15 protein-coding genes are annotated in these 16,043 nt (G+C 68.2%); 9 read left to right on the forward strand and 6 right to left on the reverse strand.

The genetic code is table 11. The annotated features are described in order from the left end of the window. The 3 genes from EL337_RS02395 to EL337_RS02405 are packed head-to-tail and all read left to right on the forward strand — an operon-like array spanning position 1 to position 2,324. Positions 1–777 (forward strand): SDR family NAD(P)-dependent oxidoreductase, encoded by a 777-nt coding sequence (locus EL337_RS02395; RefSeq protein ID WP_048633299.1) that lies wholly within the window; start codon positions 1–3, stop codon positions 775–777. 6 nt (positions 778–783) lie between these two features. Next, on the forward strand, positions 784–1,686 hold the full coding sequence (locus EL337_RS02400) for a hypothetical protein (RefSeq protein WP_048633298.1): 903 nt from the start codon (positions 784–786) through the stop codon (positions 1,684–1,686). Continuing rightward, positions 1,683–2,324 (forward strand): TrmH family RNA methyltransferase, encoded by a 642-nt coding sequence (locus tag EL337_RS02405; protein ID WP_083443128.1) that lies wholly within the window; start codon positions 1,683–1,685, stop codon positions 2,322–2,324. Before EL337_RS02400 ends, EL337_RS02405 begins: the two co-directional genes overlap by 4 nt. On the opposite strand, the gene EL337_RS02410 is transcribed toward EL337_RS02405, so the two are convergent. Further along, complete coding sequence (locus EL337_RS02410) at positions 2,208–3,830, reverse strand: MFS transporter (protein WP_048633296.1); 1,623 nt, start codon at positions 3,828–3,830, stop codon at positions 2,208–2,210. The genes EL337_RS02405 and EL337_RS02410 overlap by 117 nt on opposite strands. Beyond that, complete coding sequence (locus tag EL337_RS02415; protein ID WP_048633295.1) at positions 3,827–4,369, reverse strand: TetR/AcrR family transcriptional regulator; 543 nt, start codon at positions 4,367–4,369, stop codon at positions 3,827–3,829. Before EL337_RS02415 ends, EL337_RS02410 begins: the two co-directional genes overlap by 4 nt. 72 nt (positions 4,370–4,441) lie before the next feature. Between EL337_RS02415 and EL337_RS02420 the strand changes: the two genes are divergently transcribed. Continuing rightward, complete coding sequence (locus EL337_RS02420; protein WP_048633294.1) at positions 4,442–5,578, forward strand: glycoside hydrolase family 76 protein; 1,137 nt, start codon at positions 4,442–4,444, stop codon at positions 5,576–5,578. Next, positions 5,575–7,431, forward strand: a complete 1,857-nt coding sequence (gene nhaA / locus EL337_RS02425) for a Na+/H+ antiporter NhaA (RefSeq protein WP_048633293.1) — start codon at positions 5,575–5,577, stop codon at positions 7,429–7,431. The genes EL337_RS02420 and nhaA overlap by 4 nt, the downstream gene beginning before the upstream one ends. Here the strand turns inward: nhaA and EL337_RS02430 are convergent. Then, positions 7,428–8,852 carry an MFS transporter gene (locus EL337_RS02430; protein WP_232786834.1) on the reverse strand — a complete coding sequence of 475 codons (1,425 nt, stop codon included), beginning with the start codon at positions 8,850–8,852 and terminating at the stop codon, positions 7,428–7,430. The genes nhaA and EL337_RS02430 overlap by 4 nt on opposite strands. 49 nt (positions 8,853–8,901) lie before the next feature. Between EL337_RS02430 and EL337_RS02435 the strand changes: the two genes are divergently transcribed. Continuing rightward, positions 8,902–9,510 carry a TetR/AcrR family transcriptional regulator gene (locus tag EL337_RS02435; RefSeq protein ID WP_048633292.1) on the forward strand — a complete coding sequence of 203 codons (609 nt, stop codon included), beginning with the start codon at positions 8,902–8,904 and terminating at the stop codon, positions 9,508–9,510. On the opposite strand, the gene EL337_RS02440 is transcribed toward EL337_RS02435, so the two are convergent. Then, positions 9,507–10,196, reverse strand: a complete 690-nt coding sequence (locus tag EL337_RS02440; protein WP_048633341.1) for a DedA family protein — start codon at positions 10,194–10,196, stop codon at positions 9,507–9,509. The genes EL337_RS02435 and EL337_RS02440 overlap by 4 nt on opposite strands. A 90-nt stretch (positions 10,197–10,286) precedes the next feature. On the opposite strand from EL337_RS02440, the gene EL337_RS02445 reads away from it, so the two are divergent. Together EL337_RS02445 and EL337_RS02450 are read left to right on the forward strand one after the other, a co-directional pair. Beyond that, positions 10,287–11,300, forward strand: coding sequence for an alcohol dehydrogenase catalytic domain-containing protein (locus EL337_RS02445; protein WP_048633291.1), 1,014 nt, complete (start codon positions 10,287–10,289; stop codon positions 11,298–11,300). A gap of 74 nt (positions 11,301–11,374) precedes the next feature. Continuing rightward, the gene (locus tag EL337_RS02450; protein WP_048633290.1) at positions 11,375–11,905 is read left to right on the forward strand and encodes a DUF3558 family protein; all 531 of its coding nucleotides are present in this window, start codon (positions 11,375–11,377) and stop codon (positions 11,903–11,905) included. A 4-nt stretch (positions 11,906–11,909) separates the two neighbouring features. Here the strand turns inward: EL337_RS02450 and EL337_RS02455 are convergent, their stop codons facing one another. Next, on the reverse strand, positions 11,910–12,587 hold the full coding sequence (locus EL337_RS02455; protein ID WP_232786833.1) for a hypothetical protein: 678 nt from the start codon (positions 12,585–12,587) through the stop codon (positions 11,910–11,912). Between the two features lie 406 nt (positions 12,588–12,993). Between EL337_RS02455 and EL337_RS02460 the strand changes: the two genes are divergently transcribed. Continuing rightward, a complete protein-coding gene (locus EL337_RS02460; RefSeq protein WP_157866324.1) occupies positions 12,994–13,254 on the forward strand; it encodes a DUF732 domain-containing protein in 261 nt (86 codons plus the stop codon). Here EL337_RS02460 and EL337_RS02465 read toward each other — a convergent pair. Then, a complete protein-coding gene (locus EL337_RS02465) occupies positions 13,227–16,007 on the reverse strand; it encodes an AAA family ATPase (RefSeq protein WP_048633287.1) in 2,781 nt (926 codons plus the stop codon). The two genes, EL337_RS02460 and EL337_RS02465, sit on opposite strands and share 28 nt — an antisense overlap. Between the last annotated feature and the right edge of the window lie 36 nt (positions 16,008–16,043).

A 16,043-nucleotide genomic window follows, 5' to 3' on the forward strand; every position in this document is an offset into this window, starting at 1 on the left:
ATGCCGCGCCCCGTCGCTCTGATCACCGGACCGACCTCCGGGCTGGGTGAAGGCTTCGCCCGTCGCTATGCGGTGGACGGGTATGACCTGGTCCTCGTCGCGCGCGACGCCGACCGGCTGAACACGCTCGCCGCCGAACTGCACGACGAGATGGGTGCGGAAGTCGAGGTCATCTGCGCCGACCTGTCCGACGCCACCGATCGCGCCGTTGTCGCCGACCGGCTGCGTGACGGGGTGCAGGTGCTGGTGAACAACGCGGGATTCGGTACGGCGGGTGAGTTCTGGTCCGCCGACTATGCGCTGCTGCAGTCGCAGCTCGACGTCAACGTCACCGCCGTCATGCAGCTGACCCACGCCGCGTTGCCGTCGATGCTGGCGGCCGGGGCGGGCACCGTGCTCAACGTCGCCAGCGTCGCCGGTCTGCTGCCCGGGCGTGGGTCGACGTACTCCGCGTCCAAGGCCTGGGTCGTGTCGTTCTCCGAAGGCCTGGCCAACGCCCTGGGCGGCACCGGAGTCGGCGTGCACGCGCTGTGCCCTGGCTTCGTCCACACCGAGTTTCACGCGCGGGCGGGCATCGACATGGCGGGCACCGCGTCGTTCCTGTGGCTGGAGGTCGACGACGTGGTCCGCGAGACGATGGCCGATATCGCGAAGCAGAAAGTCGTGATCATCCCGGGCCTGCAGTACAAGGCGCTGACGACCGGCGGACGCATCGTGCCGCGCAACGTCGTGCGCGCGCTGACGAAAGTGGTGGGCAAGGGCCGTGGCCGGACCTGAGAACCCGTGCGGGTAATCGCGATTCTGGCGGCGATCGTCCTCGCCGCCACGTCATGCTCCGGAGATTCGGCCGACCACGACGACGTGTTCTCCGCGCCCACCGTGTCGATCGGCGAGTCGCAGCCCATCTCGGGCTGGAACATGTCGGTGGCCAACCTCCGCTTCGACGGCGACTACGTCCTCGTGGACGTGGACGCCTCGCCGACACAGGAGGGGCAGCCGCACGCGAAAGCCGAGGACGTCCGGTTCGGCCTGTACGGGGCGCTGGCGCACCCGATCGAAGCGAACGCCGTCGGCGGCTGCGGCGACGTCACAAGCCTCGACATCCAACCGGCGTCGGCGCCGACGCCGGACCGGCTCAGCGGGACCGTGTGTCTGGGCCCGCTGCGGGACCAGTCTCAGGTGCGCGGCGTGTACGTCTACTCGCCGAAAGACCGCATGCCCGGCACGACGGTCGCGTATCCGGCGGCATTCCCCGTCGGGCTGATGCCCACCAGCGACGTCGACACCGGCCTGACCCTGCAGTCGAGCAGCATCGATGCCTTCCGCGCCGACGGCAGCAAGCTCGACCCGACCGCGCTCGGCGATCCCGCCGCGTTCAGCGGTAACGGTTACATGTTGCTGGGCCTCAACATCGACGGCGTGGCACAGCGATACCGCGAGGACTCGGCTCGCCGGGGCGGACCGTTGATGGTGATCGCGGCGCCCACCGTGGCCGGCAAGGGCCTGAGTCACGCGTGTGCGGTCTACGGTGCGTCGCTGCTGGTGCTGCCCGACGCGACCCGCAACGGCGTGCAGGTCCGCGCCTCGCTGTGTACCCAGGGCGAGATCAACGAGGCCCTGCTGTACGCAACGGTGTCGGTGGTGGGCACGCATGCGGCGTTGTGGACCGAAGACGTCTCACAGTGACAGCGCCCGGCCCGACCGAATGGGGAGAGGGCCCCGGGGTGCGGCCCTGGCAGGGCGAGCTCCCCGACGACGAACGCTATGACGCCGCGCTGCTGCGCGACGGCGATACCCGCAATGTCGTTGACGCTTACCGCTATTGGACACGGGAAGCGATCATCGCCGACATCGACGCGCGACGGCACCCGCTGCACATCGCGATCGAGAACTTCGGCAACGACGCCAATATCGGCGCGGTCGTGCGGACCGCGAACGCGTTCGCCGTGGACACCGTGCACATCGTCGGACGGCGCAGGTGGAACCGCCGCGGCGCCATGGTGACCGACCGCTATCAACGGCTGCGCCACCACGCCACCACCGCCGAACTGCTCGAGTTCGCTTCCGAGGCAGGGCTTGTCGCCGTCGCCGTCGACAACATCCCCGGCGCGGCGCGCATCGAGGACGTCACCCTGCCCAGAGACACTCTGCTCATCTTCGGCGCGGAGGGCCCGGGAATCACCGATGACGCGAAAGCCGGTGCGCGCCTAACAGTGTCGATCGCCCAGTTCGGCTCCACGCGGAGCATCAACGCGGCCGTCGCGGCCGGCATCGCCATGCACACCTGGGTCCGGCAGCACGCCGACCTCGGTCGCGCCTGGTGAGCCGGTACCGCTGTCCTGTGGCCGCAGCAGCCACCACACCGCTGCGGCGGCGGTGAGCAACAGCACGGCGCCGACACCGGATGCCACCGAAAGCCCATGGGTGAACGACGTCTTCGCCGCATCCAGCAGCGCAGTCTGCTGATCCAACGGCAGGCTCTGCGCGGCCTGGATCGCACTCGGCAGCGAGTCGCGGGCCTGCGCTGCCACATCACCTGGAACGCCCTGCGCGACAACGACACTGCGGTACACCGCGGTGATGATCGACCCGAGCGTCGCGATGCCGAGCGCCATGCCGAGCTCGTAGGCGGTCTCGGACACCGCGGCGGCGGCCCCCGCCCGCTCCTTGGGGACGCTGGCCAGGATCACGTCGGACGCGACGGTGAACGCCAGCCCCAGGCCGACGCCAACCACGAACAGCGAGATGCCCAGCGGCAGATACGGGGTCATCGGGGTGAACACGATCAGCGATGTCATCAACGCCCCCATCGCGACCCCGACGAGCGCCAACCCGGTGGTGAGTGCCGCGCGGTGCGAGACGTAGCGCACGGCCACCCCGGCGAGCACACCGAACACGGTCGCGGTCACCGCCGCGGGCAGCTCGGCCAGCCCGGCCTTCAGGGGTCCGTAGCCGTGCACCAGCTGGAAGTACTGCGACAGGAAGAACACCAGCCCGGACAGGCCGAGCACCGACAGCAGGTTGGCCGCGACGACGCCGGAGAACCGCGGGTTCCTGAACAGCCGGACGTCGATCAGCGGCTGGGGCAGGCGCAGCTGCCGGCGGACGAACAACGTCAGTGACCCCACCCCGATCGCGGCCGCGACGACGACATCGCCGCCGAGTCCGTGGACCAAACCGGTGAAACCCTCCTTGATCGCGTAGACGACGCCCAGCATGCCCAACATCGACAGCCCCACGCTGGGCAGATCCCACGGCCCAGGGTCGGGGTTGCGGTGTTCGGGCAGCAGCAGCAAGCCGCCGACGACGAGGATCACCATCACCGGGATGTTGATCAGAAACACCGAGCCCCACCAGAAGTGCTCCAGCAGAACGCCGCCGACCACGGGGCCCAGCGCGGCGCCGGCGGAGAAGGCCGAGGCCCAGATGCCGACGGCGATACTGCGCTCGCGCTGATCGGGGAACAGCCCGCGGATCAGCGCCAGGGTGGCCGGGGCCAGCGTCGCGCCCGCCATCCCGAGCAGGGCGCGGGTTCCGATCAGCATCTGTGGGCTCGACGCGTACGCGGTGATCGCCGAGATCATCGCGAAAGCCGTTGCGCCGTAGAGCAGAAGCTTCTTGTGACCGATACGGTCACCCAGGCTGCCCATGCTGATCAGCAGTGCCGCGAGCACGAACGAGTAGATGTCGCCGATCCACAGCAGCTGGGTTCCGGTCGCGCCGAGGTCGGCACTGATGAACGGGGTCGCCAGCGCAAGCACTGTGCCGTCGATGCCGATGAGCAGCACAGCCAATGTGCACACGCCGAGTGCGAGCCAGCGGCGGGTCATGAGGTTTTCACTCCGTTGAGTAGTAGGTCGATGATGAGTCGGTCGAAGTCGCGGGCGGCGGCGCGCCCGGCGCGGATGGACCACGCGGTGCCGCCGATGAGGGCGTAGAAGGCTTCGGTCAGCCAGGCTGCTGTCAGGTCGGGCCGGAATTCGCCGTCGCGCTGGCCGCGCAGGAACAGTTCGGTGATCGCGGTGTCCACCTCGTCCCAGATCTCGAGCGTGGTGTCCAGGTCGAGTTCCTGGCTCTGGCTGTACAGCAGCGCCAGGTACGGCGAGATGGGTTCGCACGCGGTGACGAGGCGACGCAGCGCGTCGGTCGCCGATCCTTCGGACAGTCGAACGGCTTCGAGGACCTGACGCATCTCCGCGATCGCGAGCTCCTCGAGGGCGGCCATCAACGCGACGCGCCCGGAGAAATGCCGGTGCAACGTGGCGCGGCTGACCCCGACGGCGGTGGCGATCTCGTCCTGCGTCGCGTTGGGACGGCGCCCGAGGAAGTCGGCTGCCGAGCGCAGCAGCTGATCACGAGTCGGAGCCATGCGACAACTGTAGCTCATATGAGACAGAAATGTCTCATGCATTTTCCCCCGGTCGTGAGGCAGGATCTATCCATGGATCAGATGTGGGCCAACCGCGCGGCCAGCGCCGAAGCCGCCATCGCCCAGCGGCATCTCCGCCGGGTGTGGGGTCTGCCGGGCACGCAGCTCGGGGTCGTCGCGTGGCCCGCCACCGCGGTGCACCGGCGGTTCACCACCTGGCATTACTGGTGGCAGGCGCATCTGCTGGACAACCTGGTCGACGCGCAGCTGCGTGATCCGCAACCCGAGCGGCTGACCTCGATCGCCCGCCAGATCCGCGGGCATCGGCTCCGCAACATCGGGAAGTGGACCAACGACTACTACGACGACATGGCCTGGCTCGCGCTGTCCCTGGAGCGGGCAGGACGGCTCACCGGAGTCGGGCGGCCGAAGGCACTCGGCAAGCTCGCCGACCAGTTCCTCACGTCGTGGGTGCCCGAGGATGGCGGTGGCATTCCGTGGCGCAAGCAGGACCAGTTCTTCAACGCCCCCGCCAACGGGCCTGCCGCGATCTTCCTGGCCCGCTATGACGACCGGTTGCGCCGCGCCCAGCAGATGGCCGACTGGATCGACGAGACATTGCTGGACCCGGAGACCCACCTGATCTTCGACGGCATCAAGGGCGGGTCCCTGGTGCGTGCGCAGTACACCTACTGCCAGGGCGTGGTGCTGGGTGTGGAGACCGAGCTGGCCGCGCGCACCGACGACACCCGCCACGCCGAGCGGGTGCACCGGCTGGTGGCCGCGGTCGCCGAGCACATGGCTCCCGACCGGATCATCAGGGGCGCGGGCGGGGGAGACGGCGGACTGTTCAACGGCATCCTCGCGCGGTATCTGGCCCTGGTGGCGACCTCGCTGCCCGGTGACACCGAGGCCGACGCGACCGCGCGCGAGACGGCCGCGGCACTGGTGCTCACGTCGGCCCGTGCCGCCTGGGACAATCGGCAGACTGTCGAGAACCTGCCGCTGTTCGCCGCATTCTGGGAGCGGCCGGCGGAGCTCCCTACGGCGTCCACGAAGGACGCGGAGTTCGTCGAGGGGGCGGTCAACTCCTCGGAGATCCCCGAACGCGACCTCTCGGTACAGCTTTCGGGCTGGATGCTGATGGAGGCGGCCCACACTGTTGCAGGCGCACAGGCGGACGACGAACCGGACGTCAGCGCCGAATGAGCGAGCCGACCACCCAGCGGGGCTTTCCGCTGTTGCCGTCGCGGCTCAACCGAGGCAGCAAGGCCACCAAGACCACCGACAACACCGCCGCAGCGCTGCTGCTGACGTTCACCGTCATCGCGATCCTCTGGGCGAATTCGCCCTGGGCGGACAGCTATACGACGCTGCTGGAGACGCACGTCGGGCTCAGCTTCGGCGACCACCACGTCGAGATGACGGTCAAGCACATCGTCAACGACGCGTTGATGACGTTCTTCTTCTTCATCGTCGGGTTGGAGGTCACCCGCGAGTTCACCATCGGCGAGCTGACCGACCGGTCCCGGGCCGCGGTTCCGGTGATCGCGGCGGCCGCGGGCCTCGTCCTACCCGCCGTGGTGTTCCTGGCGTTCAATCCCTCCGGCGAGAACGCCGCGGCGTGGGGCGTGGTGATCTCGACGGACACGGCGTTCCTCGTCGGTGCGCTGGCCATCATCAAGCCGATGTTCCCGGCGCGCGTGCGGCTGTTCCTGCTCACGCTCGCGGTGGTCGACGACGTGGGCGCCTTGATCGCGATCGCGGTGTTCTACTCCGACGCCATCCAGGTCGGACCGCTCGTCGCGTCGGTGGTGCTGATCGGGGCACTCGCCCTGGTGCGGTACCTGCCCGCGGCGCGGGGTCCGGCGTACGCCGTGTTCGGTGTGGGGCTGTGGATCGCGCTGTACATGGCGGGCATCCACCCCACCCTGGCGGGCGTCGCGGTGGCGATGCTGATCCCGGTGTTCACACCGGAACGCCGCCCCGTCGAGCGGGCGGTCGAGCAGATCCGCGCGTTCCGGCAGTCACCGAACTCCCAGTACGCGCGCGCGGCGAGCCGCTCGCTGCGCGAATCGATCTCGATCAACGAACGATTGCAGGCAGCGGTCGGGCCGACCGTGTCGTTTGTGATCCTGCCGTTGTTCGCACTCGTCAACGCCGGTGTCCTGCTCAACGGGGAAAGCCTGACGACCGCGCTGCGCTCGCCCCTGACCTGGGGTGTCGTCGCCGGTCTGGTGATCGGGAAATTCATCGGCATCACCGGAGCCACCTGGGTGATCCGGCGTCTCGGCATCGGTGAACTCGCCCCCGGTCTGACCCTGCGCCGCATCGCGGGCGGCGCGGCGCTGTCCGGGATCGGCTTCACGATCTCGCTGTTCATCGTCGACATCGCCATCGACGACCCCAGCCGCCAGGACCAGGCCCGCATCGGCGTGCTGGCCGCGTCGGTGCTCGCGTTCGTCTTCGGCTGGGCCATCTTCCGGATCACCGACTGGCTGAGTCCGCCGGAGCCGGTCGGGTTGAAACTGCTACGTCCCGTGGACCCGGATCGCGATCACGCCCGCGGCAGGCGCGACGCGCCGCTGACCCTGGTCGAGTACGGCGACTTCGAGTGCCCGTTCTGCAGCCGGGCCACCGGCGCCATCGACGAGGTCCGCGCCCACTTCGGTGACGACCTGCTGTACGTGTGGCGCCACTTCCCGCTGGAACGCGCCCACCCCCGGGCGTTCGACGCCGCGCGGGCCAGCGAGGCCGCGGCACTGCAGGGCAGATTCTGGGAGATGGCCCGCGAGCTGTTCGCTCACCAGGACGACCTGGAATGGTCGGACATCTACCGCTACGCCGTGGCGGCCGGGTGCGACATCGAGCAATTCGACCAGGACGTCCGGGTGCACTCGAAGAAGGTGTTGCACCGCGTCGAGGACGACGCCGAGGATGCGGAGGCGATGGACCTCAACGCGACTCCCACACTGTTCGTCAACGGCAAGCGGCACAAGGGCCCGTGGGACGCCGCCAGCCTGATCCGGGCGTTGGAGGAAAGCCGGACCGCGCGGCTCTAGGCGCCCCGGCTGCGCACCATTCCGAACACCACCAGCGCGGCGGCAATGCCGGTCAGTGCCAGGCCCCCGATCGTCACCGCCTCCCGGAACTGCACGGTCTGCTGTTGGCTCCAGTGCGAGGTGGCGATAGCGCCGGTGAATACGGCGGCCAGGATGGTGCCGCCGACCGCGATACCGACGCCGGAGGCGATCTCGGTGGCGGTGTCGGTGAGTGCAGCGCCGATCGTGGTCCGGTTCTCCGGCAGGCCGCGAAGCACGGTGAGCGCGGCGACCACGCCGACCACGCGCATCCCGGCGGCGACCAGCACGAGGGCGAGTGCCACCCACGGGTATCCGATGCGGCCCAGCGAGCCGTAGACGGCAAGCCCGGCCACCACGGCCGATGCGCTGAGCCACGCGGCTCGCCCCGGTCCGACCCAGTCGACGAACGGCCCGACGAACACGCTGCCGGCGACCAACACCACCACCTGCGGGAGCATCCCGATCGCGGCCAGGGCGGGTGACCATCCCCAGTCCAGCTGAAGCTGCAACGTCACCAGGTAGCCGAGGCCGGCGATCGCCATGCCGGCGGCGGCCTTGAACGCCAGCCCGCTCGACACCAGGGGCCGGGACACCAGGTCGAGGGAGATCAGCGGGTGGCGCGCCGACCGCTGCCGCAGGATGAACAGGGCGAACGACGCGACCGCCGCCGAGGTCGTCGTCCACGCAGCCCAGGACGCGGCTCCTTCGGTGACGAACAACGTCGGCGCGACGAGCGTGAGCACGATCGCCGCCGTCCCCAGCACGGCGCCGGCGAGGTCGAGAGGATCGCGGTGCAGATCCTCGGCACGGTCGGCGGCGATGCCGGTTCGCACGCCGATGATCGCGAGTACGGCGATCGGCACGTTCACCACGAGCAGGATCTGCCACGGCGCGATCGCGACCACCAAGCCGCCCACGGGCGGGCCGATCGCCAGCCCGATCAGGCCCACCGTCGAGATCACGGTGATGGCCCGGACGCGCAGACCGTCGTCGGTGAACAGCCGGAAGGCCAGCGCCATCGAGCCCGGCGTCGTCATCGCGGCCGCGATGCCCATCGCCACCCGGACGGCGATCAACTGCTCGGCGGTGACCACGAACGCGGTTGCCAGGCTGGCGAGGGCAAGCAGGGTCAGCCCGACGAGCATCACGCGTCGTCGGCCGACGTGGTCGGCGACGGCGCCGAAGGCCAGCATCAGGCCGCCGAAGACGACGGCATAGGAGCCGGTCACCCACTGCAGCGCCGTCGTCGAGGCGTGCAGGTCCCGGCCGATGGTGGGCAACGCCACGGAGAGGATCGAGTTGTCCAGCATCTCGAACAGGAAGACCGCGGACAGCCCCGCGAGTGCGGGCCAGGCCTCCCGCAGGGAGCGGGGAGAGACAATGCTCGGTAACGAGGTCACCTCACTAAGTTAAGTGACTAAACTTAGTGAGTCAACAAAGTGAGGGTGAATGCCGAGAACATCGGAGCGGGGCGGTCCACTGACGCGCCGGAAAATCTCCGACGTCGCGACCACGTTGTTCCTGGACCGCGGGTTCGACGCGGTCACCGTCGCCGACGTCGCGCGCGAGGCGGGGGTCTCCAGCGTGACCGTGTTCAAGCACTTCCCGCGCAAAGAAGACCTGCTCTTCGACCGGGAAGAGGACGCCGTCGAGATCCTGCGGTCCGCGGTCCGAGACCGGGCGTCCGGTGCGGGCGTGTTGGCGTCGCTGCGCGAGGTCGCGTTCCGTCTCGTCGATGACCGGCACGCGCTGTCCGGCGTGAAGGCGGGGTCGATTCCGTTCTTCCGGACCGTCGCCGCGTCACCCGCGCTGATCGCCCGGGCGAGGGAGATCGCATCGGAACTCGAACGAGCTCTGGCGGACCTCCTCGAGGGAGACCCGAAATTCGGTGGTGACGCGGCGCTGTTCGCCGCGCTGTTCATCGCCGGCTACGCGACGGTGCTGACAGGCACAGCCCGCCGGGTCATCGCCGCGGGCTCACCGGATGGTGTGGTGGACGATCACCGGGAGCGCCTGGAGCGGCTGTTCGACGCGCTGCGCAGCGGCGTCGCGGACTAAACGGTGGGCTGCTCGCCCGACTCCATCGGCGGTGTCGGAATGCCCGCCTTCTTGGCGGCCCTGCGGCGCTTGTACCACTCGTAGGCGATCGGCAGCACCGAGAGCAGAACGATGCCGATGACGATCGGCTCGAGCAGCTTCTGGATGATCTCGATCCGGCCGAGCCAGTACCCGAGCAGAGTCAGCCCGACGCCCCACACGATGGCACCGACGGCGTTGTAGAGCGTGAACACGGCGTAGTTCATCTTCGCTGCGCCCGCCGTGATGGGCGCCAGGGTCCGCACGATCGGGACGAACCGGGCGATGACGATCGCGAAAGGTCCGCGCTGTTCGAAGAACAGGTGGGCCTCGTCGAGGTACTTCTGCTTGAGGACGCGCGCGTTGGGTTTGAACATGGCGGTGCCGACGTTGCGGCCGATCCAATAGCCGACCTGCGCGCCCAATATCGCTGCGATGGGGATGAACACCAGCAGCTGCCACAACTGGAAGTTCACGGCGGCGACGTTGCCTTCCGCGGACGCCGTCTGAATGCCTGCGGCCAGCATGCCCGCGACGAACAGCAGCGAGTCGCCCGGAAGGATGGGGAACAACACTCCGGATTCGACGAAGACGACCACGAGCAGCCCGATGAGCGCCCACGTGCCGAAGTAGCTGAGGAGGTTGATCGGGTCCAGGAAATCGGGCATCAGCGCGAGATTGTCGACGACCACGATTTCCTAGGTTACCGGCGCGTGATCGCAGCCCCGAATCGCCGCGATCGGGCTTAGTGTTCAAATATGCCTACCCACAGGGCGGTGCAGGTCGCCGCAGCCAACGAACCCCTCACCCTCGTCGAGGTCGAGACGCAGCCGCCACCGGTGGGGCATGTCCGTCTCGCCGTCGCCGCGTGCGGCGTGTGCGGCACCGATCGGGAGTTCCACGCGGGCCACTTTCCCGGTCTGGAATGGCCGATCACGCTGGGCCACGAGTTGGCCGGCACCATCGCCGAGGTCGGCGACGGTGTCGAGGACTTCGCGGCGGGCGACCGGGTGGCCGTCGGGTGGTTCGGTGGCAACTGCAATCGCTGCGTTCCCTGCCGCAGAGGCCGATTCATGCAGTGCGAACGCCTCCAGGTGCCGAGCTGGCAGTACCCCGGCGGCTACGCGGAGTCGGTGACCGCACCGGTCACCGCGCTGGCGCGCATCCCGGACGGCCTGTCGTTCGTCGAAGCCGCGCCGATGGGGTGCGCGGGCGTGACGACCTTCAACGGGCTGCGGCAGACGCGGGCCAAGGCCGGTGACCTGGTCGCGATCCTCGGCGTCGGCGGGCTCGGGCATCTCGGCGTCCAGTGGGCGCGCGCGATGGGCTTCGAGACGGTGGCGATCGCGCGGGGTACCGGCAAAGCCGAGGAGGCCACGCAACTGGGCGCGCACCACTACATCGACTCGACGGAACAGGACGTCGCCGCGGAGCTGCAGAAGCTGGGCGGCGCCGCCGTCGTGCTGGCCACCGCCAACAACGCCGAGGCCATGGCGGCGACCGTCGGTGGCCTCGGGCCGGGCGGAGAACTGGTCGCCGTGGGCGTCACGCCCGAGAACCTGCCGATCAGCCCGCTGGATCTGATCAACGCCGGCCTGTCGGTGAGCGGTCACCCGTCGGGGACGGCGCGCGACGTGGAGGAGACGCTGCACTTCGCGCTGTTGTCCGGGGTGCGGGCGATGGTGCAGGAGATGCCGCTGGCGCAGGCTGCGGAGGCATTCGAGCAGATGGACTCCGGCCGGGCCCGCTACCGCATGGTGCTGACCGTGTGAGTCGTGCCCGGAAACGCGCGGTGATAGGGAAACACCCGATTTCTCGTGAGCCGGTCGCCGATAGCTTCTGACCGATGACCGACTCTGCGATTGCGTCGTGCGCCTTCGTCCTGTTCGCATCGTGTCTTGCCGTGACGGGTTGTAGCTCGCAACCCAGCGGCGGCGACGCCGAATCCGGGGCCGGCGACGCATCGCCGACCGCATCGGTGGCTAGCTCTGCGGTGATCGACGCGTGTGCGCTGCTGTCAGCGCAGGACGTCGCGGCGCTGCTCGGTGTGCCGATCGAAGGGCGCTCCACGTCCACCGACCCGACCATGCCGGGATGTCTCTGGGAGAACCCGGACAACTACGAGTCCATCTCGATAGAGATCGGCAATCCGGGTTCGGCGGCGAACAACACTCTGCCGCCGCCTGAGCCTGGATTTCCTGACGTCGGTACGCCGGGGCCGGACGGGATGCGGTTCCTGGTGCCCGGGCAGGTGGAGTTTCCCGCGGGCGGCCGAAACAACATGGTTCAGGTCGCCGTCCTGACGATGTCAGGGGATGAGGCCAACGCCGCCGCCGTCGACCTCGCCCGCAAGATCGGTCCCCAGATCCCGCGCTGACTGTCTAGAAGCCAGAGAAATCCTGCTGCACTCGACCGATCTCGACGTTCTTTCCCTGGAAGTCGGCGCGACACGTGACCACAAAGGTGTAGGTCTGCCCGGGTAATGGGGCAGCGAACTCCAGCGGGGTGGTGCCCTTCGGGTTGACGCTGAATTCACGGCGGACCGGAAAGCCCAGTCCATTCACTTCTTTCGCGTCCAACGTGCACTCTGCCGGCAGGTTCGACGTGTTGCCCACGGTCACTTTGGCGCGCAACCCGTCCTTCACGATGTTGAGTGTGACGGCGTTCGTCGGCGCTTGTTCGACGGGAGCGGCGGTAGGTTTGGGCGGGCAGGTCTGGCCGGCCGGGATGGTGGGGCCGCCGGTGCACTTGATGGGCCTCTGTTCCGGGACGGGCTGCGGAACAGGTGCCGCAGCTGGGGGCTCGCCGAGAGCCAGGCTCACGACACTGAACTCCCGGTCGTCGTTCCGGACCATGCCCACGCCGAAATCTTTGTAACTGCAGTTGGTGATCAACGGGCGCATTTTGTCGACGAGGACCGAGATCGCCGCCGAGGTGGGATCCTCCTGCGCGTCGTTCTCAGCCGTCTTGCCGTTGTAGCGGCCGGAGGGAGGGACTCCCGGCGATCTGTTCCCCACCAGAGCCTGCGCGTTGCCCTCGAGGTCGATGTTGTAGTTCAACGGGGGGCAGGGTGACCCGCTGCGTGCGGCGTTGACGGCTGCCCGGATTCCGTCGAGCGGGCTGGCGTGCGCCACCGGCGCCACCGTCACTCCGGACACAGCCCACGTTGCCGCGAAAAGCGTTGCGGAAGCGATGGATACAGTAGTGCGAGTCGTGGTCACGGCTATCCCCCTCGGATGACTTCCAGTGGGTTGACCGTAAGCCGTTGACCACTTGCGACTAAATAGGGTGTTTCCCTACTCTTCTGGCGTGCTCGTGTTGCGGCAGTGATAGGGAAACACCCGATTTAAGTCCCAATCCGGGCGGATACCGTCGGCGTGAACGAAAGCAACGCGAGGTCACGCCTGACGAGACGAGAATCCAATGCCCAAACTTCACTCGCTGGTAGCCGCGCTCGGTTGTGTTGTGTGTGCCTTGGTTTGCGCCCCGAGCGCTGCGGCTGACCAGGCAACCTTCCTGGACGAACTCGGTATCAACGACGCCTGGCTGCCGGGCAAGAACGCCGACGAAGTCATCGCCGCGGGCTACTCCGCGTGCGCAAGCCTGCGCGGTGGTGTGTCGGTGCTCGACGAGATGAGTCGGGTGGAATCGCTCTACCAGTTTCAGCAAGGCACGTTGTTCGTCAGCGCAGCCACCACTCACCTGTGTCCTGATTTCGCCGGTTGAGAGTTACCCAGGTTCTCCGACATCAGCCGGCCGAGGGCGGCCCGCGACTTGATCCCGAGCTTCCGGTATATCCGAGAGAGGTTGGCCTCTACCGTCTTTGGGCTGATGAACAATGCGGTGGCGACTTCGCGATTGGTCATGCCGGATGCTGCGAGTTCGGCGACCCGTTGCTCGGACGGGGTGAGGGTCGCGTCGCGGTGCGGGCCGACGTTCGCTCGGCCCAACTCGGTACGGGCGCGCTCGGCCCACAACGGGGCGCCGAGTTCTTCGAAGGTCTGCAGCGCTTCATTGAGCGCCGCCGAAGAGGCGTGATTGCGACGCTGCCGACGTTCCAGTTGACCGACCAGCAGTTGGGTTCTGGCGCGTTCGAACGGCATGGGCAGCCGCTCGTGTTCGGTCATCGCCTGTCGGGCAGTGACGATCGCCGCATCGACGTCCCCTCGCGCAGCGAGCACCATGGCGTGGCAGCGCCCACCGCAGGCGAGCAGCCATGCCCGGTCCAGCCGCCGGCCGTCCTCAAGGACGCGGTCGACCAGCCGTTCGGCATCGTCGAGCCGTCCGACCGCGACCATGGCCTCGAGGGCGTCAGGGACGAACAGACCGATCATGATCTCCAAAGACATCGGCGCCGAGTCGATCAGGCTCAGTGCGGGTTCCAGCGCGCTGAGCGCTGCGGCGTAGTTGCCCAGCGACACCTCCAGGAAGCCCAGCGTGGCAAGCGGGTACCGAGCCATGGGGGGTGCGCCGAGTGCCTGTAATTGTGCCAACGCCTCTGCAACGCCCGCCCTCGCCGGCTGCTCTTGGCCTGCGTAGGCGGCAACAGTCGCCTGCATCGTCATTCCGATGCACACGGGCTGCGGGTCGCCCAGTGCGTTGGCCCGTTCCAGCGCGTCCTCGGCCAGCAGGCCGGCATCGGCCAGGTCGCCGCGCCAGAGAGCCATCAGGAAGCAATGGAAGTCGAGGGCGGCCAGCTGATGCTCTTCACCTCGGTCCAACGAACGTCGCCGGATCGCCATCATCGCCTCGTGTCCGGGCTCCAGCTGACCCGTCCATGCCAGGAGCAGCGCATTGTTGACGGAGGCCCGCAGGACCGACGGAGTGTCTGACGCAACGTCCTCGAGCGCCAGTGCGCGGGACATCGTGTGCTCGTCGAAACCCTGTCCGGCGGCGAAGCGTTGCATTGTCTGCCACGCCAGAGCTGCACTCAGCAGATCACGTCGGTCCGATCCGGCGGCGAGTGTGACGGCCTCGTCGATGCTCCGGGCCGATTCGTCGAACTGGGCCGCGTTGAGTTGTGCAAAGGAGAGCAGGGTCAGGGCATATGTGCGCCGGTCGGGGTCATCCGCGGTGTCGGCGAGCACGCGGGTGAGAACGGCCATCATCTCGGCGAGGTTCTCTTCGGCGGTGCGGACCCTGGCGAGCAGGGTCAACGCCTCGGCGCGCAATCGCCCCGGCGGCAGTGTGTCGATGATGTGTTCCAGCCGGCTCGCTGCTTCGCGAAAGTTCGCGGCGTGCAGGTGGTGTCCGGCTGCACGGATGCGACGCTGCGGGGTGTCGCCACCAAGGCCGATGGCCAAGTCGAGGAGTTCTGCGGCGCTGCTGGGCGCCCCTCGGCTGGCCGCCGACAACGCAGCGGCGTCCAGTGAGTGCAGCGTCTGCTCGTCTGCGGTGGTTGCCGCGAGCGCGAGATGCCGGGCCCGCAGCTCGGATTCGGTGACGATTCCGGCGAGTGCTGCATGCGTCCGTCGCCGCTGGGCCGGAGATGCAGCGGCGTAGATACCTGCTGCCAGCAGCGGATGTGAGAACAGCACCCGCGGTCCGTCGTAATGGATGAGTCCTTTGCCTTCTGCCTCGTCAAGGATTTCCATCGCGCGCGAATTGCTGACCTTCATCGCCCGTGCGACGAGGTCGAAGGTCGGCGATCCGGCACACGCGGCGGTGAGCAGAGCTTCTTGCGTCTGCGCTGCAACGCCGCTGACCCTGTCCCTGACCAGATCGGAAAGTGTGGTCTGCACGGAGGTTTCGCCGCTATTGAACGAATGTGCGAGTTGCAGAGCGTAAAACGGATTGCCGCGAGAGATGTTGTGGATGCGCACCATTGTCGGTCGGGGCAACGACAGACCGAGCCGCTGCGCGACGACGGTCCGCAGTGCCCCCAGGCTCAGCGGACCTACCGTCAAGCGCCTGCTGGAGTCCGGACGGGGCAACTGCTCTCCGATCAGATCGATGGCAGGGGTCGCCTCGCTGCGCAATGCCCCCAGCATCCCGATCGCACCCGAGAGCCGCCTCGCGGCGTAGGCAACGACGGCCGCGCTCGCGTGATCGAGCCATTGCAGGTCGTCGATGGCGATCAGCACCGGTGCGGTCTCTGAAAGGTTCTCGATCACCGATAAGAATGCCGCGGCCACCGCCCGCGGATCGGTCGGGTCGTCACCGGTATCCCCCCGAAGCAACACCCGGTCCAAGGCGAATCGTTGCGGGTCAGGCAGGCTGTCCAGCACCGTCGCGTCGACGTGGCTCAGTAGGTCTGCCAGCGCAACGTAGGACAGCACCGATTCCGTGTCCGCCGGCCGTGTGGCAAGCACACGAAAGTTGCGCTCGCGGGCCTGCTGCAGCCCGGCCAGCCAGATGGTGGTCTTGCCGATGCCCGCCTCGCCCTCGATCAGCAGGCTGGCGGGTTCGCGCGTCGCGGCATCCAGAAACTCTGCGACTGCCGCGCATTCGGCATCGCGGCTCACCACCCCCGCGGCCACCCCACGATCATGTCACAGCCAGGTGGGCTCGGCTCG

Source organism: Mycolicibacterium aurum (genome assembly GCF_900637195.1).
GTDB classification, from domain to species: domain Bacteria; phylum Actinomycetota; class Actinomycetes; order Mycobacteriales; family Mycobacteriaceae; genus Mycobacterium; species Mycobacterium aurum.